Here is a 23,642-nt window from a genome sequence, read left to right on the forward strand (position 1 = left end):
GGATGGCTCAAGAGGCGCCTGCGACGGCCCCGTCCACCCTGTCTGACATGACAGCCCTTTTTGTGCGGCGACCCGTTCTCGCGATTGTCGTCAACATGCTGATCCTTGTCGGTGGCCTTGCCGCGCTTTCGGGGGTTGCCGTTCGTGAGCTGCCAGAGGTGGACAGCCCGACGATCACGATCAGGACCTCCTATTCCGGCGCATCGTCAGAGACCATGGATCAGGAAGTGACCGGCATCGTGGAATCCGCAGCCGCGCAGGTGTCGGGTGTCAAATCGATGTCTTCGTCATCGTCCTACGAGGAAAGCCGCGTCACCGTCGAGTTCACGACGAGCACTGATCTGAACGTCGCGGCCTCAGATATGCGGGACGAGATCGGCCGGATCGGCAACAGCCTGCCTGACGATATCGACGATGACCCGACGATTGTGAAGGCGGACGCGGATGCGGAACCAATCATGCGATTGGCCGTAACGTCAGAGACAATGGAAATCGACGCGCTGACAGATCTTGTCGATGAAGAGGTGGTGGATCGCCTGTCTGCCGTCGAAGGTGTAGCCGAAGTCTCAGTATTTGGCGAACGCGAACAGACTTTCCTGATCGATGTTGATCAGGCGCAGCTTGCGACGCGCGGCCTGACGGTCGCTGATTTGATAGATGCCTTGGATGATGTGGCGCTGGACGTGCCTGCCGGATCTCTGGAAAGCAGCGCGCAGGATTTCACGGTTCGCGCGACAGCCTCGTTGCGCACACCGGAGGATTTCAATCGCCTGATCATCGCCGATGATGTCCGACTGGCCGATATCGCTGTCGTGACCCTTGGACCAGATGCAGAATCCTCGGTGCTGCTGGCCAACGGTCATTCGGGGCTTGGGCTCAACATCATTCGGCAGGCCGGTTCGAACACGCTGAGCATCTCGAACAGCGTGCGTGATGTCGTTGCGGCGATGCGGGACACGTTGCCCGAGGACGTCGATATCGCGGTGACCAGCGACGATGCGACGTTCATCAATGGCTCGATTGTTGAAGTGTTGAAATCACTCGGGCTGGCCATCGCGATTGTGGTTGGGGTAATTTATGTATTCCTGCGGAATGTGCGGGCGACGCTCATCCCTGCGCTGACGCTGCCTGTGGCCTTGATCGGGACCATTGGTGGCATCTGGTTGGCGGGTTTCTCGATCAACATCATCACGCTGCTGGCGCTGGTTCTGGCGACCGGCATGGTCGTGGATGACGCCATTGTCGTTTTGGAAAACATCGTCAAAAAGCGGGATGCGGGTATGCCGGTCCGGGCCGCCGCGGTGCGGGGCACACGCGAGGTGTTCTTTGCGGTCATCACGACAACGGCCACGCTGGCGGCCGTCTTCATTCCACTGTCCTTCTTGCCGGGCACGTCAGGCGGTCTGTTTCGCGAGTTTGGGTACGTCCTTGCCATTGCGGTTACCATTTCGTCTTTCGTGGCGTTGTCGCTTTGTCCCATGCTTGCCTCACGCTTGCTGTCCCGCCGCGTGCCCGAGGAGGCCAAACTTCCAACCAGCCTTGTCGCGCGTATCGGGGCATGGGGCAGTCGAAGATATGCAGCCATTTTGCGCTACTGCCTGTCGGCCCCGCTGGTCGTGATAACTGCCGCGGCTATTTGCTCGGGCGTGGCCTGGATCACATATGGCACTTTGGAAGAGGAATTGACCCCACCAGAGGACCGTGCCGTCGCACTGATGCGGATCAGCGCGCCCGAGGGTGTCAGTCTGGAATACACCGAAAGCCAGCAACGTCAGATCGAAGCACTTTTTCAACCATTTCGAGACAGTGGAGAAGTCGAATACATCTTCTCTATAGTCGGGCGCGGCAGCAGCAACGAGGGACGTATGGTCATGACCTTGGCGCCCTGGGATGAACGCAAGCGCAGCCAGAGCGAGATCGTGGCCGAGATGAACCAGCTTATCGCGTCGGTGAACGGCGTGCGTGCCTTTGTCATCCAACCCAATTCGCTGGGCATCAGGGGCGGTGGGCAAGGGCTGCGCATGGCAATTACCGGCAGCGACTATGACGTGCTTGCGACGGCTGCTGACGCATTGATGGCCGAGTTGGAGCAAGACCCGGACATGGGCCGCATCCAGCTGTCCTACGAGACCACGCAGCCGCAGATCCTGATCGACGTCGACCGCGAGAGAGCAGAAGATCTGGGCATTGATATCGGTGGTCTTTCCGACGCCATGCGCGCCCTCTTGGATGGCGACGAGGTTGGAGAGGTGTTTGTTGATGGCGATGCGATCCCGGTCAAACTGATCTCGACCACCCACCCGGTCGACGATCCCACCGACCTCGAAAACATCTTTCTGAAGGCATCGGACGACCGGATCGTCCCGATGTCGTCCATTGTGTCGGTTCAGGAAATGGCAGTAGCCCCGTCGCTGGACCGCGAGGAACAGCTGCGCGCGATCACCATTTCGGCAGAGCTTTCTGATGACGTGGCCTTGCGCGACGGGATCGAGCGGATCGAGGCGGCAGCGACCAGCATCCTGCCGCCCGATGTCGGACTGATCCCACTGTCCGAAGCGGCGACGCTGGACGAGACATCGAGCGGCCTAGGCATGGTGTTCGGCTTTGCCATCGTGATCGTCATCCTCGTCCTGGCCGCCCAGTTCGAAAGCTTTCTTTCCAGCCTCATCATCGTGGGGACCGTCCCACTTGGCCTTGCCTGCGCCGTGTTTGCGCTGGCCTTCACGGGCATCAGCTTGAATGTCTACAGTCAGATTGGCCTTGTTTTATTGGTCGGGATCATGGCCAAGAATGGCATCCTGATCGTGGAATTTGCAAATCAGTTGCGGGACGCAGGCATGAGCGTGCGCGATGCGATCGAGGGAGCAGCTCTGCAACGCCTGCGCCCGGTCATGATGACGATGATCTCAACCGTGCTGGGTGGTGTGCCGCTAGTGGTGTCGACAGGTGCCGGGGCAGAGGCGCGCGTGTCGCTGGGGTGGGTGATTGTTGGTGGGCTGGGTCTGGCCACATTGGCCACTCTGTTTGTCACACCTGTGGTCTATCGGCTGCTGGCCGGTTTCTCAAAGCCGCAGGCGGAAGAGATGAGGCGGCTTGAAGCCGAGCTTGCGTCGTGACCGTCAACCGCTGTTCTGCATCACGTTTGAGGAACTAACATATGCACTATGATTTCATCTCGCGCCTGAACCACTGGATCATCGCAAGCGCGATCATCGGGATGCTGCTGTTTGGGCTTTACCTTGAATATGGCGGGTTGGAGCGTGAAGCGCGCCGACCTTTGATCGGAGTCCACCGCTCAGTCGGTGTCCTTGTTCTTATCTACGGCGCTTGGCGTGTGGCCTGGCGAGTCATGCGGGGCTTTCCCGAACCGGTCTCGACCATGCCACGCTGGCAGCACCGGCTTTCGAAATGGGTGCATTGGAGCCTGTTGTCAGGTATCCTGATCATGCCGCTTTCCGGCATCGGATTTACCATCTTTCGCGGGCGAGACGTGAGCGTGTTTGCCTGGTTCTCGATCCCGGGCGTGGCAGAAGTACCTTGGATCGTGGCTATGTCATCTGCAATTCACCAATATGTTGGCCTTGGCCTGTGCACGATTGTGGTGCTGCACATCGCGGCTGCGCTCAAACATCATCTGATAGACCGGGACCCGACACTGACGCGTATGATTTCGGGCCGAGCTGTCCCAGCCTCGGACGGCTCAGTGTCCTCTGACAATCAATGAGCCTCTTTCGAGAGACCCGGGACGCGCCGATCCCGCCCAAGCTGACACTGCTCCACCACACCATTCACCACAAGGGAGACTTTCAATGAAACGCATGACAGCCAAGGACTTCGATCAAGAGCTTCTTGATCTGTACGACTTTTACGCGCACGGACAGATTACGAAACGCGAGTTTCTGGACCGTGCAGCCAGGTTTGCCGTCGGTGGCCTGACGGCAGTGGCGCTGCTGGATATGCTCAGCCCCAACTACGCGATGGCACAGCAAGTGTCGTTCAATGATGCTGACATACACGCCGATTACATTATGTATCCTTCACCGAATGGCACCGGGGATGTGCGTGGCTATCTGGTGCGGCCGGCCGCGGCGGACGGGCCACTGCCTGCGGTTCTGGTCATCCATGAAAACCGGGGCCTCAACCCGTACATCGAAGACGTTGCGCGCCGTTTGGCAAAGGCGGGGTTCATGGCGTTGGCACCGGATGGCCTGACATCGGTCGGCGGCTATCCGGGAAATGACGCCGACGGTCGCGAACTTCAACGGACCGTTGATGGGGTCGCGTTGATGAATGACTTCTTCGCCGGTTTCGAACATCTGCTTTCACGTGACGACAGCACTGGCAGCGTCGGCGCTGTCGGTTTTTGCTATGGCGGCGGTGTGGTCGGCGCGATTGCCGTGGCATACCCGGAACTGGCCGCCGGGGTCCCCTTTTACGGGCGGCAACCCGCGTCAGGTGACGTCCCGAAAATCGAAGCCCCGTTATTGATCCAGATGGGAGAGCTGGACGAGCGCATCAACGCGGGGTGGCCCGACTTCGAAGCGGCCCTGAAAGCGAATGACAAGGTGTACGAGGCCTACATCTACGAAGGCGCAAACCATGGTTTCCACAACGACAGCACGCCGCGCTACGATGAGGCCATGGCTGAATTGGCGTGGGAACGGACAATCGGGTGGTTCAACACTTATCTGTCTTAGTGTTCGATGCGATCGGGCCCGCAGATAAGCCACCGCCCCAACACTCCTGCGCCCTGCAGCTTGGGTTGATCCGCTGATTGACATTTCGCTCGCCAAAGCCGGCCACACACCACTCACGGAAGTACGGCTTTTGCATGCGCATGTGGAATGTTTGGCGGATCCGTTGAGACATGCCCGCCGCGTGCTTCGCTCAAAAAGCCGTCCTTCCACTTTTTCGCCAAAACGCATTGCTGTAGAGAAGTCGGCGCTGGTTGCGCGCAGGACGCCGCGCGAGCCTCGCACATGGCTGAACCAGTGTTTTGCTCGACCCCCTCCTCGCCGGATTGAATGCCTGCCGCTGTAGAGCCGACAATTTTATCACCCGCTGGCGAAATCTGATTTTTTAACAGAATCAATCATTTCGTCGCCATTCGCCTCTCAGAAGTAGTTCGGCAGGTCAGGATCCTTTTGAGTAGTTCGTGGCTGTCAGACCCAAAGTTCTGTTGTCGAGCGTACCCTGCCAAAGAAATGAAATTATCCTTAGCTTCGCCTAATCCAATGTTCATCTTGTGTTCATTCGACCTTCAGGATCACCAAGATGGCTTCAGCTACATTTGTGTTGCAAATATCGCGGCCGAGTTGCCGCCAAGTCACCATATCGCTCGCCAAATGACCTAAACTGATCAAGAGGCCGCAATGTCAAAGACAACCTTCGAGATGCAACCGACACATGAAACCGGGGGCAGCATTGTCCTGTTTAAGCCGGATGTCGATCTGTCCACACAACAAAGTATACTTGCCAGCCTGTCTGGTGCAGATGTCCAGACTTTCGCATCACGTGCCGGGCGACTGCCAGAAAGCGCTGACGAGGCCCCAGCAATTGTCCTTGAGAACGTGAACATAGGTTTCATTTCCGCCCAAGTTGGTGCCGCGCAATCCGAGAGCATTCGGGCAAACCTGATGGACGATGATCGCGTGCTGTCCGTGCGGCCCGAACTTTATCTCTTTGCCCTTAAGACGATTCAGGATGACGATCAAAAGACATGGGGCGTTGACGCAGTCGGCGCTTGGGCCAGCCGCTACACTGGTGCTGGTATCAAGGTGGCCGTTCTGGATACCGGGCTTGACCTGCAGCATCCTGACTTTGCAGATCGCACGATCATGTCTGAAAGCTTTGTCACCGGCGAAGACGTACAAGACGGGCAAGGTCACGGAACCCATTGCGCTGGAACAGCGGTGGGCGGGCGAACATCGGACCGCGATTTCCGATATGGCGTCGCATCAGATGCCGACCTTTATGTTGGCAAAGTCCTAGCAAACAGCGGCAGCGGACGAGAGCGCGATGTTTTGATCGGTATGGCTTGGGCGATTGAGCAAGGCTGCGAGGTGATTTCCATGTCGCTCGGCTCCGATGTGCGTGAAGGCGATACCTATGCGCCGGAATACGAAGCTTTGGGGCGCCAGGCGCTCGACCGTGGCAGTCTGATCATCGCGGCGGCCGGCAACAGCAGTTCGCGCCGGTTGGGGTTTGTCGCACCCGTCGGCAGCCCAGCCAATGCACCATCGATTATGGCCGTTGCTGCGGTTGATGAGGCACTCAGCGTTGCTGATTTTTCAAGCGGTGGTATCAACCCTGACGGCGGCGAAGTAAACGTGGCCGGTCCTGGGGTTGATGTATTCTCATCCGTTCCAGCACCACGTCTTTACAGATCCCTCTCTGGAACAAGCATGGCGTGCCCGCATGTGGCGGGTGTTGCTGCGCATTGGGCCGAATCCGATCAAAACCTGAGAGGACAGGCGCTTTGGGATAAGATCATCGAAACAGCCGCACCTGTTTCCGAAGATGCACGTGATGTCGGTGCGGGCCTAGTTCAATCGCCGCCTGCTGCCGCTGGTGTGGCTTAGCCGGCGCCCCTATGTTTACTGTGAGAGCTCATACTGAACGCGGACCGACCAGATGTCACAGATATCAGTGAAAGTTGTCTTTGACGTCAAAGGCGGCGCAGACGCTGAGACGATTTGCAAAAAAGCGTCAGAACACGGGCTGACAGTAGAACAGGTCCAGCGTGCCATGGGTGTCATTTTCGGGCAGTGTGACGACAGTGTTGTGGATCAGCTTGAAGCGCTGGACGGTGTCCTGCGCGTGTCGCCTGAAGGTACATTCCAGCTTCCACCGCTGTCACCGGACAAGCCTCAGTAGCTGATTAGCACGTGCACCTGAACTGCGCCTGCTGATCTGGCCTTTACCCGCCAATCTTGAAATGTGCAGATCGCAGGTTCAGCATGCCCAAGAATGTCGACTACGTCATCACCAACTGTCACACTCACACGTTCCTTCTGGATCATGTTCCGCGTGGTTTTCTACCTTTCGGGCTGACAAAGGCGCTGGCCTCCCTGCCCTTTCAACGTCCACTTGTACGGCTGCTGAGGTTGGCAAACCCGTTTAGTGACCGGGATCGTCTTAGTCGTTATGCAAACTTTCTGGAGATTGGCGGCCGAAGCACTCAAGCTGAAACATTCGAAATCATCCAAAGCTATTATCCGGACAACACAAGGTTCGTCGTCCTTCCGATGGACATGGCGTTCATGGGTGCGGGAATGCCCCCAGTCGATATTGACGAGCAACATGACGAGCTTGAAGTCATTGCCAAACAGACAAACGGGCGCGTCCTGCCATTTATTGCTATCGATCCGCGGCGTTATGATGGCCCAGAGGGAAAGGAGAAGCTGATTGCGGAACTCCAGCGCCGCTTTCCGGCTGAGCTATCTCCAATGCGACGGGTGTTCCGGGGCATCAAGCTTTATCCGCCTCTTGGCTATTTTCCACAGGATGAACGGCTTGATCCGATGTGGGCTTATTGCGAAGCGCATGATGTGCCTGTCATGACCCATTGCTCAAAGGGCGGTGTCTATTCGCGACGGGAACGCCGCAAGAGCACCGCACGCTACTCGAATCCGGACAACTATCGCGACATCCTCAACACCTATCCCGGAGTGCGGGTTTGCCTTGCGCATTTTGGCGGTTTGCAGGACTGGACGACCTATTTTGAGGACTCAGAAAGCCGACAGCTTGTTCCACATGATGCACCAATTGCAGAGCGTGGTCATATCAATTGGCTGTCAAAGATCATGCAGCTGATCGGCTGTGGCACCTATCCCGGGCTCTATACAGATATCTCCTACACGGTTTTTGCGACCCAGCGGTTCCTGCCCGCACTTGCAGTCATACTTCGAGCAAATCCAAAGGTGCGCGCCCGTGTCTTGTTCGGGTCGGACTACTACATGACCCAAACCGAAAAATTCGATGAGCGCTACCTGTCCATGCAGTTGCGCTACGTCTTGGGCGAAAACATCTTCCGTGAGATTGCCAATGTGAACCCGGACCATTTCCTGTAGCAGTGCAGGTGTCAGCGCGTCGTGCAAGACACTCGAAAATCACCCAGTGAACTTCCAAAGCTCTCGTATCCCGAGCGGCTTACCAGCTCATCCAGAAAGGGCTGATATGCAGCGGCTTGCAGTGTGACGCGGTCGCAAAAGTATTCGTCGAGCATGCCCGGGTCGCACAGATCAGCGGTTCTGCAATGCCAGACCTGTTCGTAGAAGTTTACCAGCCGATAAATCGCCGTTTGAAAGGCCTCGGTGTCGGGGTGCTCGTCAATCGTGACACTGGCAAACAAGGCATACGTCCGCTCGGACACAAGTTCGGCTCGCATATAATCGACGAACGTGTCGTTCTCTTTCCAGAAGTTAAAAAGAACGTTCCGCGTCTCGATCATTTCAGCGCTTCCATAGGCTTCAATGTAGGACAACGCCGTCGCGTGCCTTTCGGCTTCAACAGCAAGTGCGCGGTCGGAAAAGAACTTCCACACGCCAAAGACAGCAATCGCTGCCGCCAGTATTTTCAGTGCAAGTTCAATATTCTGTCGCATCACGCATCCGGCGCAAAGTGACAGGTGTCAGGATAAAAGCGCCAGATGTCCTGTGCGCCTGCCGTTTCACTCGCAAGGACAGAAAGATCAGCGAAGCAGGCAAGCTGCGCGCGGCTTAGGAAGATCAAGGCGTCGACATCAAGCGCTTCGTCCGTTTGAAGCATTCTCACGTCTGGAGCTTCAGCCGGGGCATAGCTTGGCAGATCCTCTGTCACATCGGTCAGGCATTCTTGCGGCTTGATGAAGACGACGGAACTGTCCTGAAGAGCGAGCTGAGCCTGATTGGCTGCAATGCACTCAGCAACTTCGCTTGTCAGAAGAAAGTAGCCTTCATCTTCCTCACTGCTGACCATAGTTGACGTTGCAAGTGTCAAAACCAGGACACCGGGTAAGAGTGGATTCATCATGAAACACCTCCTCTTCAGTTACCGTTGACGCACCAGCCTCCGATCTGGACAAGGCCGGCACCAAACACCTCATCGTGCCCCTCGTCTCCAAGATCGAGTGCGGTGCTTTCAAGCTGTTGGATCACTTCATCCGGCGTCAGATGCGGCTCGGCGGACAGGACAAGCGCTGCGGCGGACGAAACGAATGGTGCGGCATATGACGTCCCGCTTTTCAATCGCCCACCCGAGACAGACGCCGCAGTCCACACGTCTACTCCCGGTGCTGCAAGGTCGATATGCGGACCGTGTTGCGCCATCGCGAAGATGTTGTTGCTTGCATCGACAGCAGTGACCGAGATCACGCCGGAATAAGCTGCGGGAAAGGCAGGTGGCGCTGTAGGTCCTTTGTTGCCCGCTGCGGCCACGACAACGATCCCTGCCCTGCTCACGCGGTCGATGGCGGCCGCGAGAGCCGTGTTGTTAGGTCCGGCGAGGCTCATATTGATAATCTCGACGCCTTGCTGTTCAAGCCAGTCAAGTCCGACGACAAGTGCGAATGCATCTGTGCGTTCATCGCCCCGTTCACGGGTAAAGGCGTCGACCGCGAAAAGACGGCTCGCCGGGACAAGGCCGGGTACGCGGCTTTCTGGATCTCCAACGATGATCGCCGCGACAGCAGTGCCATGCAGTGCCCTTGATGCCGGATGAGGACTTTCGTGTACGCGGTAGATAGTCACCTGACGATCAGCAAAGACTTCGTGATCGACATTGATGCCGGTGTCGATGATCCCGATGGCCACATCGCGTTGAGAGCAGGTGTGGGACTGAAAGGCGATTTGTTCCAAAGCCCGGCATTGTGGGCCATTGCAGGTTGACTGCTCTGTCCTGTAGTAATGGTTGAAATCTGCGTCCTGCCCTGTCGGCAAAGCACGCACATCGCTGCGGGATTGTTCAAGGGTCCGACCTGTTGGAATGCGGAGCCGATGAATTGGCGCATCGTCACGTCCGCCCTGTTGAACAATTGTGAAGCCCTGGGTCAGCAAGGTCGCCAGGTCATCGTCAGACAAAGATGTCACCGTGATTTCGTCTGGAGCCTGATCTAACAACGGCTCTGGTTCTGCTACGTCGTCATCATCGTCGTCGTCATCATCGTTGCCGCTGTCATCACCGTTATCATCATCGTTGCCGTTATCATCATCGTTATCGTCTTGTGCGTATGCTTTTGAGATCGGCCAGGATCTGTCGGGCGACCCAAGGCTGACACCCAAAAGAAGACCAAGCATCAAGCCTGTCTTCAGGCATCGGGAGATCATCGCGTTAAGGTCTGGTCCAGTCACTGTTCTGCCCCCGCGTGTCGATGTGAACGAAGTTGCTGGAGATGTACTTGCCAATACCGCCTGCATATCGCGCGTCACTCGCGCGAATGCGCGCCGCGATCCGCCGCCAGATCTCGGGCGTTCCGGCGGCGGCTGTGAAATCCATCGCCATGAACTGCTTGTGGTAACTGTTGGCCGCGCCAGAGATACAACTGTTGTACGCATCGTTGCGATACCCCGACAACACGCGGATCGGCGCCCCAAGCTGATGGCGGATTTCATCCAGCATCAGAATTGTTGAAACGACGTTGTTCCATAAGGTCTTTGGGGGCAGACTGTTCAGTCCCCCGCAGCGTCCGGACCCACCATGGGAATTTCCAAGGAACAAAACCTCGCTCGGTTTGAAGTATCGCAAACCCAGCGGAGCCAAAAAGGCGGTGAACTCCGACATGTAGTCTTGATCAACCGCCATAAGCTGGCGCGTCTCGTCTTCGAGAAATGAACCGCTCAGAAAGTCAGCCCCAAACAGGTCTTTGGGGCTGCTTTCACGTTCAACTTGTTCGGCATCATCACCCTGATCCGGGCCCGCAATATCCAGATTCAGATAGCTGACGGTCGTCAGGTCTTGCTGGCGCGCAACAACATCAATTGCATCCTCGCTTTCCATTCTTACCGGCATCATGCTTGCAGTCGGTGATTGCAGGAACGCTTTGACCCCCAGTCCGATCGCGCCAGCAATATCCTCAAGATACGCTGGATCCTGTAACCTTTGTTCTTCTTCGGCCTGATCCAGAAAACTGACCTCGGCAAGGCACGCCGCCGTACCAAAATGGTGGCGGGACGGGTTCAGAACGCCAAGCGGCATAGCTTTGATCCGGGACGGATCAAAGCTTGCATTCCGGTCGCGCAACCCAGTGACCTGCAGAAGATTATCCTGCACCAAAAGGCTAAGCTGCGCGGACGCACTGGAGTAGTTTGTATGGACGAGTGTCTCTGTCCCTTGTGCAGTACCGTCGCGTGACGCATTGAAATGGATCGACACGAACGCTTTAGCCTTTGCAGATTTTGCAACACGCGCCCGCGCGGCGAGGCTGATATTCACGTCGGTTGTTCGGGTCAGCTCGGCATCGGGCAATTGTGCGGCCAACAGCGTCGCGACCTTCAGTGTCAGGGTCTTCTCAAGTGTCCCGTTGGGCCCGACAGCGTTGTTCCAACTGGAGCCACCAACATTGCGAAAACCACCGTGTCCTGCATCTATGACAACATCTGTCATGTTAGATCCTTTTCATTGATGTGCGTTGTTGCCCCTTCGTGATTGTCTAGAACGCGATCTCCTTCTGCTTCGTGATTTCCCGCACCGCGGCTTCGACATTGATTTCACTCGCCAGTGCCGCACCGACCTTGCTTAGCCGTGCCGGATTTTGGGTGATGTCAGCCGGGACATAGGTGTCAAATCCAAGCCCTGTGCGATCGGCGAGTGTCGGAACCGACACTTGAAACAGCCGAAACGGATCAAAGTCGATGCTTTCGATGTCAGTCAGCAAGTCACTTTGCGACAAGACAAAACAGGCGGCGCGCAGATCCTCATCCATGCCGCGATATGCAATCAGCTTCCAGAAACTGCGGGGAATCAGTGCCCCGCGGTACCTCGGGTCGTCGTCCGCAAAGACGGGGCCAGCAAGAACTGAAATCCGGATATCCTGAGCATCAGCGTTTTCCAGAACCAAGTCTTCGAGTTTTCCCCATAGACCGCCTCTACTGGATTGGTTGTAGCTCTCGTGTTGCGGAGCGATGTTGGTGAAACAAAAGGAGTCATCATTGGCCTTCCGTGCGTCTTCAACCGTACCCCAAGCAACATCTGCCCGGCGGGCGATGTGACCTCGGTCGAGCCTGTTGTTCGCGTAAATCGTGTCGTCCAGTTGAAATTCCGCGCCGATGCGATCATCCAGACGAAACCCCTTGCGTCCAAGCTGCACCTTTTGCGCGCCGTCCGTATTCCAAGCGACAAAGCGGGCCAGCCGTCGCTTTGCGCTCTGGCACACTGAAAAATGCGTATAGGGGATCGTCTGAGCTTTACCAAAGTTCACCGCATCACGCTTGTACGCCAATGAAAGCTCCGGCATTGGCGCCGGAACGCCCAAGAAGTCGGCGTCATATCCAGAGGCGATCTTGGTGATTGTTGTCCCTTCTTCAACGACAAGGCCTTGGGGTGGCGTCAGCGAGAAGTTTAATTTGCTCTGGATAGAACGGGGATAGCATGCAAGCGCGTGATCATCCGTGCTTCCGGCCCCCTCCCCTGCAAAGTGCAGGCCGGCGAAGATCTCTGTTGCGCGGTCCTTTTCGGAGATGATCCAGACTGCGCCGGAGTCTCCACCCATGCTGATTTGATCACCCTCCGCTGGATATTCGGGATCTGGTCCAATCTCAAAACAACCAATGTTTTTGCTGCCCAAAGCTGCGCCAAAGTCGATCTTTACGATGACGTCAGTGCGACGGACCTTTCCATGTGTCGTCTCTGTCGTGCGGCCCGTCTTGACGACCGTATCGCCCAAGGCGACCTCCGCCATCTGCGTCAAGACTGCTCCAAGCCTATGGACGGCACGATCGAAACCACGCCCTTGGATCCGCGCAATCGCGCAATCGCCAGCGACACCCAAATGGCTTCGCAACAGAACACCGCAGCTGTTGGCGGCTACGTTGTTGTCATCAAATGGACCGGGTTGGACGATTTTGTCACCGATTTTGCCAGTCTCACCGTGCAAGACATGCCAATTGGACAGCATACAAGGGTCGCCCGTGGCAGGATCAAAAACAATTGCCCCAAGCGTTCCGGCAGTGCCGGTCGGATGGCTGACACTCGCGCCCGGCACCAAAGGATCAAGACGCGTTTTCAACACCGAACTCTGAGCGTTCTCTACAATCATGTAGGACGGCTGATACTCGCGCTGAACGACGTCCGTTGGAACGGTAACCCCGTTAGCCTCGATCACCTCTGGCAACGGTTTTGACCCGATGCCTTCAAGTGCAGAGACCTCAACCTTCTCGCGGACGGTAAAGACGATGCTTACTTCGCCATCACCATTCTTGCGACCAACGCCAATCGATGTAACGTTCGGGTCCACGAGGTATGCAGACCCCTTGGCACGCACGAAACGACGCAGGCATGTCATCAGCGCAGCGTCATCTTTTCCTTCCGATGTTTTTGGTCTTTTGACCATTTTGGTTCCTTCTCTGGGGCGTTGGATTAATGCGCGGGCTACGGGCCTTCCGGACCGACTTGCAGCATCAGTGATTTTGCAATCCGCCCAAGTTCGTGGTCGGGGACCGAGCCGTTCTTTTGAGCAGCGCGCATCACGCGCTGATAAAGCCGCCGCTGATCCACATTCCGAGGGCGCATATTCATCCTGTCGAGCTGATCCAGAATGCCGACAATGCCGCTATGGCGCCCGATCGCAATTTCTGTGCTTCGCCCAATCGTTTCTGGGGCGAACACGTCATGCATGATCTTGGGCGGGATCGCTTGGTGAATGCCGGTCTCAACCAGAAAGCTGATTTCTCCAACAAGCGGCTTGTTCGGCGAGAACCGCATGCCGGTGTAGTCTTTGAATGCCTGCACGACCTCGGCAATTTTTTCGGTATCGCATCCATTTGCGAATTGCGGATCGTTTTGTTCAAAGTAGGTCGCATATGCCAGCATTTGCTCCAATGCTGTGTTCCCGCCGCCATCGCCAGTGTTTCCAATCGTCACCTCGACCTGCGACGCGCCCGCTCTGACCCCAGCAATGGAATTCGCAAGGCTGAGGCCCAACAAGTTGTGACAATGGACGCCCAAAGTGACCTCTGGCGGCAACGCGGACTTGATACGGCTGACAAGTTCACCAAAGCCACGTGGCTCTGTTGTGCTAAGTGTATCGGCGACGACTATATGCGTGGCGCCCGCGCAGGCCGCAGACGCACTCAGATCCATCAAAAACGAGATGTCGCGATTGCCTGCACAAATCAGATAGTACTGTGCTTCGGGAAAGTAGGTGCGGGCCTCTGTCATCAAATCACAGGACCGTTCTATGGTCTTTTGTCGGGCACGACCCTCTGAGCTTTCCGAGATTGACAGAAGATCGAACGGGCGCGCCGATGTCGCAATCCGGGACCGATGCTCGGCACCTTTCAATGCTTGAAATGCACGTCTGATGTCTTTCTTGATCGGTCTGGTCAGGACGCTCAGCTTGACGGTATCGGTCTCATTGGCGATCTCGATCACGCCGTTCATATCCACGTCAGAAGCCGCCGGAAAACCGGCATCGATAACATCCACGCCAAGCTGTTCCAATAAAACGGCAAGCTCGCCCTTCTGCTTTGCCGAAAAATGGAGGAACGCCTGCTGCTCTCCATCGCGTAAGGTGGTCTCAAAGATTTCCATCTCTTGGCCTTCCTTCGTTGATCGATTGCGAGACAGTTCAAAACTCACGGGCTGCAGCGACAGAAAGGCAAGTGAGGTGTTTAGCGGATAAGCGATGCGATCGCCGCTTTAGTCATGCCTGCAGCTGGAAGTGTGACCAGATTCCGAACTCAAACTGTCTGTTCCTGCAACTTGCATAGAACGGGAAATCCACTCACAGAAGGGCAAAATTTTCCCTTAATGCGGGATTTATTTCCCGTTCATAAGCACGTTAGTCGCGCTTCATGTAGCTTCCAAAATCCGCGTCACACCCCTGTCCAAGTCATCACCCTTCCGTCTTAGCCACGCCGCCACAGGTCTCTCCCATGTTCAGAAGCCCAGCTCCGAACACCTCGTCGCGGCCAGGAGGTCCAAGATCACGCGCAGAGCCCATCAGTTGCTCCCGAATTTCTGCGGCAATGCTGTCAGGTTGTGCATCTCGTGATAATGCTGCCGCCGCAGTAACAAAGGGTGCTGCAAAGGATGTTCCGGTTTTCCAGCGCGCGCCGGATACGGATGCGGCCGTCCAGACGTCGACCCCGGGAGCCGCAAGATCGATATGCGTCCCCTGATTTGCGCGGCGGTAAACGGAGCCGCGTACATCCACTGCGGTAACAGCAACGGTAGTATCATAGGCTGCGGGAAAGGCGGGCGCACTGCGCGGGCCATTGTTCCCGGCTGCTGCGATGACCAGCACATCTTCGGTGACAATGCGGTCGATGGCTTCTTTCAGAACGATGTTCTCGGAACCGGAAAGAGAAAGATTGAGAACGCCAATGTCACGGATGCGGAGCCAGTCGATGCCGGCAGCTACTGAAAACGCATCTGCCCTTTCATCTGCACCGGCGCGGTAGAAGGCGTCGACCGCAAGTAGACTGGCATCAGGCAGAAGCCCGGGCGACCGGCTTTCTGGCGCGCCTATCAGGATGGCCGCGACCGAGGTGCCGTGGATTGCACGCGATGGGTCGAGTCGCTCGTCGGAGATGCGGTGAACGGTCAAGTCGCTGCCGTTGAACACCTCATGTCCAGTGTTGATCCCCGTATCGACCATCCCGATCCGCACATCGGTCAGCGCGCATATCCCTTCTCTGGGATATCCAATAAGTTCCAAGGCCAGACATTCTGGACCATCACACGTGCCTTGCGATCCCCGGTAGTAGTGATTGAAGTCAGCGGATGAGCCTGTGGGCAAGGCGCGAACACGAACGCGCGCGGCGTCCAATGTCAGGGGTTGCGGGATGCGAAGGCGGACGAGTGTCGGTGTAGCCTCGATTTGCTGTAACAGCTCGAACCCTTCCTCAAGAAGTTGGGTGAGATCGGCATCCGAGAGATCGGCAGCAATGATTTCGTCGGGCGCGCGGTCCGGGGTGGACGTCGCTGCGGGTGCAACGCGTCCATCATCATCGTCATCGTCATCTGAAACGAAACGGCGGCCCCCGTCATCATCGTCGTCATCATCATCATCGTCGTCGCTGTCTGCGTAAGCCACGTCGGGCCAACCGGGTAGCAAATACGAAAGGGGAGACAAGCCAAGAATTGCGGCCAACAGGAGCGCTCGGATCGGCAGGTATACGCTGTATGACATGGTTTTCCCTTCATGCTTCACCTAGATTACGCACGGCACGCAGTCTTATTCCGAACATTCCTTCGAATTAGGTTTTTTGATGCAAGACCGTTTCATCAACGAGGTCATAGATCTCCTTCCAAACCTGCGGAGGTACGCGATTTCGCTGACAAGGCAGCCAGATCTTGCCGATGATCTGGTGCAGATCACGGTCGAGAAGGCTTTGAAGCAAAGCCAGCAATATGACCCTACCAAGAAGCTTGCGCCGTGGCTTTTGCGCATTCTGCGAAACGCCTGGATTGATGAGATGCGCAGACAAAGTGCGCGCGGTCCGCATGTCCACGTTGATGATACGACGGCAGATGCCATCTCTGACAATGCAGCCAGTCCAGAGTTAAGACTGGAGGTCCGTCAGACGCTAGAGGCGATCCAAACGTTGCCAGAGGGGCAGCGTGACGTGGTCGTTCTGGTCTGTGTTGAAGGTTTGACCTACCGCGAAGCCGCCGACGTTCTGGACATCGCAATTGGTACGGTCATGTCACGTCTGGCGCGTGGCCGTCTGGCGCTTGCTGCGGCTGTTGGAATAACCCCCACAGCTGCTACGTATGCCGACCATACGAATGACAAGACGGAGACACCTTCGCAATGACAGTCTCGGACGAAGATCTGATGGCCTATGCCGATGGTGCTTTGACGGGCACTGAACATGCACGCGTGGCCGCAGCTGTTATGAAGGACCCAGACCTGAGGGCGCGGTTGGATGTATTTAAGCGCAGTACGGCGCTTGCGCAGAGCGCCATGCCCTTAGAGGATGTGCCAGAAGCTTTGAAAGAGCGTATCATGGCAACTGTTGAGGCATCGGAAATCGCAGCAACAGATGCGGGTGACAACACGATAGCTCCGATAAAGCCAGCGGTTTGGACGGGACAATTTGCTTGGCTGGGCGCTATCGCTGCAAGCCTTTTGGTGGGTATCGGTCTGGGCGCGTTCTTGCTCAACCCGAACGAAAATGATCCCACCGCCTTTGATCTTGCCCCTGTAGTTACAATTCTGGAAACTGCGGCATCTGGAACAAGCGTCGCGCACGATGGTGTCGACACACGGCTTATCGCATCGTTCGAGGCGGGTGATGGTGCCTTTTGCCGGGAGTTCGAAGCGAGACTTGAAGACAGGTCAGATCTGATTGGCGTCGGATGTCGCACCGATACCGGGTGGGAGTTGCGTTTCGCTGCGGCAGTTGAGCTGACCGATGACACGCAGTTCGCTCCTGCAAGCGCGCTTGAAGTTCTCGAAGCCTGGATGCGCAACACAGAAGCCGGTCCCGTTATGTCGGTCGAGGAAGAAGCCAAGCGCCTGTCTGATGCTAATGATTGATCTTGCGGCGCCCCAATAAACGCAGGGTCAGCGCCCGTCCCGCAACCAGTGGCGGGTAAAGAATGCGGGCGATTGCCGGTCGGGAAAACATCAACCGCATGATCCGATTAAACACCCCACTTTGAGTGGTCATCATCGCCAGCGTGGTCATCGCCGCATCTCCATGCTGCAGTTGCCCTCCCATCTCGACAACCATTCCACGATCAAGGTCCAGGCCGGCCGCATTGATCCGGTCGATGACTTCATGATCTGAACGGGCATCAATCAGTTCGATGGTGCCCACGACTTCACGCAGACGCACCAGTTTAACATAAGCAGAGCAAAACGGGCAGTCGCCATCATAAATGATCCGGATTTGGTCAGGCATGGTCATCTTCCTTAGATACGGGCAAACTTGCGCTCGGCAAGACGAGATGCGTGCGCGATATGATGGAATACGAAGCTGTTTCGTTCCGTATTCCCTCTGAATCGCATTTCGATGGAGGGTTAGATGACCAGGTTTTCAGCGGCGCGGCCAAGGCTCCGCAGTTATCTTGAAACGCCGATCAGTATCCAATCGCTTGTTTTCATCCGGATTGCGTTCGGCTTGATCCTGGCTTGGGATTGGTGGCGATATGTCAAGTATGACCGGATCACGCGGTACTATGTCGAACCTGATTTCAACTTCCCTTTCTTCGATTTTGTTCAAACCCTGCCAGAGCCCTGGATTCACATCCTGTGGGGTGGAGTTGGGGTTTTCGGTTTGTTGGTTGCACTCGGCGCATTCTACCGCGTGTCGATCATCGCGCTCACCGGTATCTTTGCCTATTTCTTTCTGCTGGATCGCACCCAATACCTTAATCACAACTACATGGTCATCCTGTTTGGGATGATGCTCTGCTTTATGCCTGCAAACCGCGCATTCTCGGTTGATGCATGGCTCTGGCCGCAACTGCGCAGCATTGTGATCCCACGTTGGCCGGTCACCGCGCTCAAGCTCCAGCTTGAAATCATCTTGATCTATGCCGGTATTGTTAAGATCACCGATGACTGGCTGCGGGGCGAGCCTTTGCGAACATGGCTCACGGGGCGCGAAGGCGAAGTGTTCTTTGGCGCGCTCTTTCAATACGATGTATCCTTTATTTTGGCCTCATGGGGCGTGATTGTCCTACATGTTGTCGGCGCACCTCTATTGCTTTGGCATCGAACGCGGCTGGCCGTATTCATTGTGTATGCCTTTTTCCATTGGTCGAACGCACAGCTGTTCAACATCGGTATCTTCCCTTGGATCACGCTGGCGCTGTCGACGATATTCTTCGCCCCGGACTGGCCGCAACGCCTTTTGCGTGCGCTCCTTGGACAGTTCGAAACGCTCCCTGCACTACCGTCACTTCCAACAAGAAAGTTCCGGCTTGCACCTGTCGGTCTTGCCGCATTGGCCGTGTGGTTTGCAGTGCAGGTTGTTGTGCCCCAACGCCAAATTTTCTTCGATAACCTCGTGGGTTGGAGCGGTGATGGTCATCGGTTCTCGTGGCGGATGCGGATCTACGATCGAAAAAGCGAAGGCATGTTCCGCGTCGCCGCCGCCGATGGTAGCGAGACATGGGAGATCGATCCCTATGATGTCATGAGTTCCCGTCAGGCAAGAAACGTACTGGGCAGACCTGATATCATCTACGACTTTGCCCAAGTCCTTGAGGACGCATGGGCCGAACGCGGTTATCCGGACGTTGCTGTCTATGCAGATGTTCAAAAGTCGCTAAATGGACGGGCAAAGCAGCAATTCACGGATCCAGAGCAGGACCTGACAGCGATCAGGTGGGAATGGGCACGGCCCAACCCATGGATCATGCCCAACCAACTTCGTGCACCACGGGGGCAGATGCCGGAAGCTTACCCGTTTCTTCCCTTGCAGGGGCATAGTTTGTCCGAAACCGACTAGGGCCACCTTGGCTTCTTCAAAAAGAAAGGGCCCGGATCGATAAGCCGGGCCCTTTTGATGTCTCTGGTCGTTGGGTCTAGTCGTCATCGTCGCCCCAGCGGCCTCCATCATCATCATCGTCGTCGTACCCACGCCAATGACCGTCGTCGTCATCATAGTCTTTGTAGACGGTATGGCCTCGGCGGACGTAATAGCATCTGCGCCCGCCATCATCGTCATCATCATCGCAGACAAGAACGCGGTTCCGGTGATGCACTGTGAAGATATTTTGGATGATGCGAACGGCATCATCAAGATCGTCCGCCATGGCAGGAGCCGAGAACATGCCCAAGGCGATACTTGCGCTGCAGGCAACAAAAACGGTCTTCATCATGATCTTCTCCTTTCGGTTTTGCGAACAGAGCAAATGCTGTTCTCGAAAGGTCTACGAAGCGTGATGAGCGTTTATTCCAGCCTGTTTGATTGCTCCGTCAATCTGTGTGGTGTTGAGCTGCAAAGCGCCCTGCCCCACGCGCGGCATCCCGGACGCTATTATTCCTCAAACGAACGAATACTTTCAAAACGCACCAAGCAGTTTCAGTTTCCGGTCAGAAACCATGCAAGATGACGGCTTCATGTCGTTTGAGGCTGCGCCTTGCCGCAGCACCGTAATTTCTGGTCCCAACCCGCAGTTCCGGAAAAATCGCGAAGATCTCTTCCTGAACCCGTCGACTAAAGCTTTCCATTCCAACGACCCCAGGGTGAAAGCTCTCACTTGCCGCGCCTTCCGAGAAAACAATCTCATGTTGGTCAAACAGCATATGAAAATATTGGACGTTGTCGCATGGATCACTACGGATAGAAGCTTTGCCGATAAGATGTTTGGCAGGCACCAATACCTCCGGCGTCTCGAAAAGAAGCTGCGCACGTGGATGTTTGATCAGCATTCGATGTTGCGGTGACACACGAAGGTCACGCGTGTTTGCCAGAGTATTTTTGGGGATCAGGATCGGTGCCAGGTCCTCCCAACCGCTCACGACAGATGATCCAATCCATCGAATAGGCTGCAATCCGTGGTCCGCAGTCACAACCAAGTCACCTTCGCGAAGGTGCTCTATACAGACTTCGCCACGGTCCGTTTTTATTCGCGTCCCCCGGACGAAACAGACCACATTTATGGTTTCGATGTTTTTGTTATCGATGCCAGGAGACTGGGTATTGAGAACATCGTTCCCCTTTCCACCATCGATCTCGTCAAGATCTGCATTCGCGCCAATGTGGATACTGTCGTCTCCATCGGCCGTTTTGATCTTCTCGCCGACAAAGTCGTCGCCGATCGTGATGTCGTCATCGCCCTTGCCCGTCTCGATATCTTCGACCGCTGCGCGATCACCGATGATGATCCGGTCTGCGCCGTCACCAGTTTTGATCTTCTTGCTTACAAAATCGTCCCCGATTGCGATGGTGTCGTTGCCGTCGCCCGTTTCGATGTCTTCGATGTCGGCGCGGTCACCTATCGTGATCTGGTTGTCGCCATCACCTGTCTTCAACTCCGATGGCATCGTGAAGTCATTGCCGATGTCGATGACATCATTGCCGTCGTTCGATCCCTTGAACTCTTGGAGTGTTACACCGTCGCCGATGGAAAGATTGGCCGCGTCGGCCTTGTCCGCATCAATTTTGATATCTGACAGATCGGCATTGTCGGCGATGGAAATAGAAGGCGTGAGCCCTTCCTCTATCTTGATTTCCAGGTTGTTCGAGTTGCTTTCACCGAACTCGACGGTGAAGTTGGTGCTTGCGCCACCCGGGCTCTCGAAAGTTACATCCTCATCTGCTGCCGGGGAGATGACAAAGATATCTCCCTCATTAACCCGAACGTCATCGCCTGCGTTGATCTCCCCAGGACCAAGCGGGTCTTTGTCTTCTGATACGATGATAAACGTAGCCATTGCACCGGTGGCTCCCGTCGAAACGTCGGTTCAATCGGTGGTGTAACTACTACCTAAAGTAGTAGAGCCGTCTTTGCGTTTAAAGATCTTGTGCCGCGGTTTTGGATTAACGTAGCGACTTCATGCAGTAGATCATATCAGGTACTGCAATCGTGGAACAACATGCGACATCAAGCCAGCATAGCGGTGTGATAGTCATTGTCTTGAAGTCTTGTTGATCACACCGACCTAGTTGACCCAACTTGTCATTGGCGCTCCGCGCCGTGAATGCCCCCTTATCGGGGCTTTGCTGCCATTTACAGATGGTGGAGAAATGTCCGCTATTGCAAGAACCGATCTTTTTCTTGTCGATGGTCAAGCGAAGCGTGCCACAATACCGCTGACATGATCACAGCCCCGCCCATTATTGCCGCAAGAGGTGGAAGCTCACTCAAAACGATCCAGGCGAGCAGCGTGGCACAGGGGATCTCGACCGTGCCAAGTAGCGCAGATTGCGCCGATGGAATAAGGCGAGTCCCTTCCGTCCATAAAATAACCGCGCTGGCAAATGCGCCACCAAAGAAGATCAGCAAAACTGCATCCTTGGCTGTTACTTCAAGCGGCGCCCCCATGAATGCCCCGACAACGAATAGCTGCAAGGCAGATGCGCCACCCGCCCAGACAACTGGCACGTCTGAGAACTTGCGGATCAGAACGATGTAAGCCGCGTTTCCCAATGTCATCGCAACCGCCAACACATCACCGGGCAGTTTCCCGGTGCCCAAACCGCCAGACACGATGATGACGACACCAGCGAAGGACAACACCCCTGCGATCAGGGTTCGGCCTTTCACCGTCTCACGCATCGCCAACCACGCCAGACCTGCTGCAAAGAACGGGGCCGTCGCGTAGATTACGGCAACATTCGCTACGTATGTCAGCTTGAACGCATAGATAAACGTGACGCTGGCAACGCTTCCGACACTGGCCAGGAACCAACCACGCGGACCCAGCCGGAATGCTTTGCTGCGGGGCGTGTCACCGCGACGGGCTTCGACATAAGCAATAACGGCCAATCCACCGATCACCCCGCGCCAGCAGGCGATGGTCCATCCATCAGCCTCGATCATCTTGGTCAGAACGCCGGACATGCTGAATATGACAGCCGACAGCACCACCAAGGCGACGCCTTTCATATGTTGTGAGTGCTCCATCGTTCGGACTTTCGATTTCTCGCGCAAGCATACACCGGCCCTGTTGCCAACTGAGTGTCAGCAGTCTTTGATTGCGGTGCATTATTCAGGGGTGCTGATGGCCAAAACCAGCCGCTTTTTCGAAATCATTCAAATCCTTCGCGCGGCGGATACGCCCCTCATGGCAAAAGAAATTGCGCGGGAACTCGAAGTCTCCAAGCGCACGATCTATCGCGATATTGCCACCTTGCAGGCAATGCGAACGCCGATCCACGGAGAAGCCGGCGTCGGGTACATCATTCGCGAAGGATATGACCTACCCCCGATCAACTTCGATCAGGAAGAGGCTGAAGCGATCACCGTAGGTCTGAGCATGGTTGCAAGAACCGGCGATGCCGATCTGTTGAAGGCTGCAAAACGCGCCGCCCGCAAGCTACACGATGCGGCCCCTGCGGTCGATCATCTGCTCACGTCATCTTGGGGGGTGCAGCCTTCGGATGCAGTGAACATGAAGGCGTTGCGCCTCGCGATACGGGAAGAGCAAAAGCTGGACATCCGCTACCGAGCCAAGACCGGGGTGGACAGCACAAGAATTGTTCTGCCCCTCGCGCTGATCTTCTATTTTGACAACGTACTACTGGTCGCATGGTGCGAGTTGCGCAGGGCATTCCGGCATTTTCGCATTGATCGTATGACGAGCTGTCGTGCGACCGGCGATACTTTTGTTGGAGAGGGCAAAGCTCTTCGAGAAGAATGGGACGCCACCCAGCGATCATCGACAGTCGAGACATGATGGCCTTTGCTGGGCGATCCCAAAGCCGCTGTTCATTCACATCGCAGGTTCGGTCACTTTGGGCTCAGAAGCTGACATTTTCTGCAGCGCGTCGCTAGGCCAAAGAGAACTGCAGTTCAAGTATGAAAAAAGTTCGGCCGGGCCC

21 protein-coding genes are annotated in these 23,642 nt (G+C 56.0%); 10 read left to right on the forward strand and 11 right to left on the reverse strand.

The window, feature by feature from the left end; genetic code table 11:
* The first annotated feature begins 2 nt into the window (after positions 1-2).
* From AC53L6_RS19700 to AC53L6_RS19725, 6 genes are all read left to right on the forward strand, one after another.
* The gene (locus tag AC53L6_RS19700; RefSeq protein ID WP_496909061.1) at positions 3-3,116 is read left to right on the forward strand and encodes an efflux RND transporter permease subunit; all 3,114 of its coding nucleotides are present in this window, start codon (positions 3-5) and stop codon (positions 3,114-3,116) included.
* A gap of 41 nt (positions 3,117-3,157) precedes the next feature.
* On the forward strand, positions 3,158-3,724 hold the full coding sequence (locus tag AC53L6_RS19705) for a cytochrome b (RefSeq protein WP_496909062.1): 567 nt from the start codon (positions 3,158-3,160) through the stop codon (positions 3,722-3,724).
* A gap of 85 nt (positions 3,725-3,809) precedes the next feature.
* Positions 3,810-4,697: a YghX family hydrolase gene (gene yghX, locus AC53L6_RS19710; RefSeq protein ID WP_496909063.1), complete on the forward strand. Its 888-nt coding sequence runs from the start codon at positions 3,810-3,812 to the stop codon at positions 4,695-4,697.
* Between the two features lie 675 nt (positions 4,698-5,372).
* Complete coding sequence (locus AC53L6_RS19715; RefSeq protein ID WP_496909064.1) at positions 5,373-6,581, forward strand: S8 family serine peptidase; 1,209 nt, start codon at positions 5,373-5,375, stop codon at positions 6,579-6,581.
* Between the two features lie 52 nt (positions 6,582-6,633).
* Positions 6,634-6,876: a hypothetical protein gene (locus tag AC53L6_RS19720; RefSeq protein WP_496909065.1), complete on the forward strand. Its 243-nt coding sequence runs from the start codon at positions 6,634-6,636 to the stop codon at positions 6,874-6,876.
* 83 nt (positions 6,877-6,959) lie between these two features.
* The gene (locus AC53L6_RS19725; protein WP_496909066.1) at positions 6,960-8,072 is read left to right on the forward strand and encodes an amidohydrolase family protein; all 1,113 of its coding nucleotides are present in this window, start codon (positions 6,960-6,962) and stop codon (positions 8,070-8,072) included.
* Positions 8,073-8,083: 11 nt separating this feature from the next.
* Here AC53L6_RS19725 and AC53L6_RS19730 read toward each other — a convergent pair whose 3' ends face one another.
* The 7 genes from AC53L6_RS19730 to AC53L6_RS19760 all read right to left on the reverse strand — a co-directional run bounded on the left by AC53L6_RS19730 (position 8,084) and on the right by AC53L6_RS19760 (position 16,327).
* Entirely contained in the window at positions 8,084-8,605 is a 522-nt protein-coding gene (locus tag AC53L6_RS19730; protein ID WP_496909067.1) for a DUF4760 domain-containing protein, read from the reverse strand.
* A complete protein-coding gene (locus AC53L6_RS19735; protein WP_496909068.1) occupies positions 8,605-9,012 on the reverse strand; it encodes a hypothetical protein in 408 nt (135 codons plus the stop codon). The genes AC53L6_RS19730 and AC53L6_RS19735 overlap by 1 nt, the downstream gene beginning before the upstream one ends.
* A gap of 14 nt (positions 9,013-9,026) precedes the next feature.
* Complete coding sequence (locus AC53L6_RS19740) at positions 9,027-10,274, reverse strand: S8 family serine peptidase (protein WP_496909069.1); 1,248 nt, start codon at positions 10,272-10,274, stop codon at positions 9,027-9,029.
* A gap of 34 nt (positions 10,275-10,308) precedes the next feature.
* Complete coding sequence (locus tag AC53L6_RS19745; RefSeq protein ID WP_496909070.1) at positions 10,309-11,580, reverse strand: N-acetylmuramoyl-L-alanine amidase; 1,272 nt, start codon at positions 11,578-11,580, stop codon at positions 10,309-10,311.
* A 46-nt stretch (positions 11,581-11,626) separates the two neighbouring features.
* A complete protein-coding gene (locus tag AC53L6_RS19750; protein WP_496909071.1) occupies positions 11,627-13,525 on the reverse strand; it encodes a DNA/RNA non-specific endonuclease in 1,899 nt (632 codons plus the stop codon).
* Between the two features lie 38 nt (positions 13,526-13,563).
* Complete coding sequence (locus AC53L6_RS19755; RefSeq protein ID WP_496909072.1) at positions 13,564-14,724, reverse strand: LeuA family protein; 1,161 nt, start codon at positions 14,722-14,724, stop codon at positions 13,564-13,566.
* Between the two features lie 304 nt (positions 14,725-15,028).
* Positions 15,029-16,327, reverse strand: a complete 1,299-nt coding sequence (locus AC53L6_RS19760) for a S8 family serine peptidase (protein ID WP_496909073.1) — start codon at positions 16,325-16,327, stop codon at positions 15,029-15,031.
* A gap of 79 nt (positions 16,328-16,406) precedes the next feature.
* Between AC53L6_RS19760 and AC53L6_RS19765 the strand changes: the two genes are divergently transcribed.
* Positions 16,407-16,955, forward strand: coding sequence for an RNA polymerase sigma factor (locus tag AC53L6_RS19765; protein WP_496909074.1), 549 nt, complete (start codon positions 16,407-16,409; stop codon positions 16,953-16,955).
* A complete protein-coding gene (locus AC53L6_RS19770; RefSeq protein WP_496909075.1) occupies positions 16,952-17,680 on the forward strand; it encodes a hypothetical protein in 729 nt (242 codons plus the stop codon). Before AC53L6_RS19765 ends, AC53L6_RS19770 begins: the two co-directional genes overlap by 4 nt.
* On the opposite strand, the gene AC53L6_RS19775 is transcribed toward AC53L6_RS19770, so the two are convergent.
* Positions 17,670-18,047: a DCC1-like thiol-disulfide oxidoreductase family protein gene (locus AC53L6_RS19775; RefSeq protein WP_299204418.1), complete on the reverse strand. Its 378-nt coding sequence runs from the start codon at positions 18,045-18,047 to the stop codon at positions 17,670-17,672. The two genes, AC53L6_RS19770 and AC53L6_RS19775, sit on opposite strands and share 11 nt — an antisense overlap.
* A gap of 123 nt (positions 18,048-18,170) precedes the next feature.
* Here AC53L6_RS19775 and AC53L6_RS19780 point away from each other — a divergent pair, with 123 nt between their 5' ends.
* A complete protein-coding gene (locus tag AC53L6_RS19780; protein WP_496909076.1) occupies positions 18,171-19,601 on the forward strand; it encodes an HTTM domain-containing protein in 1,431 nt (476 codons plus the stop codon).
* Between the two features lie 76 nt (positions 19,602-19,677).
* Here AC53L6_RS19780 and AC53L6_RS19785 read toward each other — a convergent pair whose 3' ends face one another.
* The 3 genes from AC53L6_RS19785 to AC53L6_RS19795 form a co-directional block, all read right to left on the reverse strand.
* A complete protein-coding gene (locus AC53L6_RS19785; protein ID WP_299604833.1) occupies positions 19,678-19,974 on the reverse strand; it encodes a hypothetical protein in 297 nt (98 codons plus the stop codon).
* A gap of 214 nt (positions 19,975-20,188) precedes the next feature.
* Positions 20,189-21,532: a Hint domain-containing protein gene (locus AC53L6_RS19790; protein WP_496909077.1), complete on the reverse strand. Its 1,344-nt coding sequence runs from the start codon at positions 21,530-21,532 to the stop codon at positions 20,189-20,191.
* A 320-nt stretch (positions 21,533-21,852) separates the two neighbouring features.
* Positions 21,853-22,725, reverse strand: a complete 873-nt coding sequence (locus AC53L6_RS19795; protein WP_496909078.1) for a DMT family transporter — start codon at positions 22,723-22,725, stop codon at positions 21,853-21,855.
* A 97-nt stretch (positions 22,726-22,822) separates the two neighbouring features.
* Between AC53L6_RS19795 and AC53L6_RS19800 the strand changes: the two genes are divergently transcribed.
* Entirely contained in the window at positions 22,823-23,497 is a 675-nt protein-coding gene (locus AC53L6_RS19800; protein ID WP_496909079.1) for a helix-turn-helix transcriptional regulator, read from the forward strand.
* Positions 23,498-23,642 lie beyond the last annotated feature (145 nt).

The sequence above is a fragment of the Tateyamaria sp. LSS28 genome (assembly GCF_059611725.1).

What these genes read in the sequence shown, in the direction of transcription:
- yghX (WP_496909063.1), top strand. Translation starts at nt 3,810, where the DNA reads ATGAAACGCATGACAGCCAAGGACTTCGATCAAGAGCTTCTTGATCTG.
- AC53L6_RS19790 (WP_496909077.1), bottom strand. Translation starts at nt 21,532, where the DNA reads ATGGCTACGTTTATCATCGTATCAGAAGACAAAGACCCGCTTGGTCCT.
- AC53L6_RS19765 (WP_496909074.1), top strand. Translation starts at nt 16,407, where the DNA reads ATGCAAGACCGTTTCATCAACGAGGTCATAGATCTCCTTCCAAACCTG.
- AC53L6_RS19780 (WP_496909076.1), top strand. Translation starts at nt 18,171, where the DNA reads ATGACCAGGTTTTCAGCGGCGCGGCCAAGGCTCCGCAGTTATCTTGAA.
- AC53L6_RS19785 (WP_299604833.1), bottom strand. Translation starts at nt 19,974, where the DNA reads ATGATGAAGACCGTTTTTGTTGCCTGCAGCGCAAGTATCGCCTTGGGC.
- AC53L6_RS19770 (WP_496909075.1), top strand. Translation starts at nt 16,952, where the DNA reads ATGACAGTCTCGGACGAAGATCTGATGGCCTATGCCGATGGTGCTTTG.
- AC53L6_RS19715 (WP_496909064.1), top strand. Translation starts at nt 5,373, where the DNA reads ATGTCAAAGACAACCTTCGAGATGCAACCGACACATGAAACCGGGGGC.
- AC53L6_RS19800 (WP_496909079.1), top strand. Translation starts at nt 22,823, where the DNA reads ATGGCCAAAACCAGCCGCTTTTTCGAAATCATTCAAATCCTTCGCGCG.
- AC53L6_RS19795 (WP_496909078.1), bottom strand. Translation starts at nt 22,725, where the DNA reads ATGGAGCACTCACAACATATGAAAGGCGTCGCCTTGGTGGTGCTGTCG.
- AC53L6_RS19725 (WP_496909066.1), top strand. Translation starts at nt 6,960, where the DNA reads ATGCCCAAGAATGTCGACTACGTCATCACCAACTGTCACACTCACACG.
- AC53L6_RS19755 (WP_496909072.1), bottom strand. Translation starts at nt 14,724, where the DNA reads ATGGAAATCTTTGAGACCACCTTACGCGATGGAGAGCAGCAGGCGTTC.
- AC53L6_RS19775 (WP_299204418.1), bottom strand. Translation starts at nt 18,047, where the DNA reads ATGCCTGACCAAATCCGGATCATTTATGATGGCGACTGCCCGTTTTGC.
- AC53L6_RS19720 (WP_496909065.1), top strand. Translation starts at nt 6,634, where the DNA reads ATGTCACAGATATCAGTGAAAGTTGTCTTTGACGTCAAAGGCGGCGCA.
- AC53L6_RS19745 (WP_496909070.1), bottom strand. Translation starts at nt 11,580, where the DNA reads ATGACAGATGTTGTCATAGATGCAGGACACGGTGGTTTTCGCAATGTT.
- AC53L6_RS19730 (WP_496909067.1), bottom strand. Translation starts at nt 8,605, where the DNA reads ATGCGACAGAATATTGAACTTGCACTGAAAATACTGGCGGCAGCGATT.
- AC53L6_RS19760 (WP_496909073.1), bottom strand. Translation starts at nt 16,327, where the DNA reads ATGTCATACAGCGTATACCTGCCGATCCGAGCGCTCCTGTTGGCCGCA.
- AC53L6_RS19735 (WP_496909068.1), bottom strand. Translation starts at nt 9,012, where the DNA reads ATGATGAATCCACTCTTACCCGGTGTCCTGGTTTTGACACTTGCAACG.
- AC53L6_RS19705 (WP_496909062.1), top strand. Translation starts at nt 3,158, where the DNA reads ATGCACTATGATTTCATCTCGCGCCTGAACCACTGGATCATCGCAAGC.
- AC53L6_RS19700 (WP_496909061.1), top strand. Translation starts at nt 3, where the DNA reads ATGGCTCAAGAGGCGCCTGCGACGGCCCCGTCCACCCTGTCTGACATG.
- AC53L6_RS19750 (WP_496909071.1), bottom strand. Translation starts at nt 13,525, where the DNA reads ATGGTCAAAAGACCAAAAACATCGGAAGGAAAAGATGACGCTGCGCTG.
- AC53L6_RS19740 (WP_496909069.1), bottom strand. Translation starts at nt 10,274, where the DNA reads ATGCTTGGTCTTCTTTTGGGTGTCAGCCTTGGGTCGCCCGACAGATCC.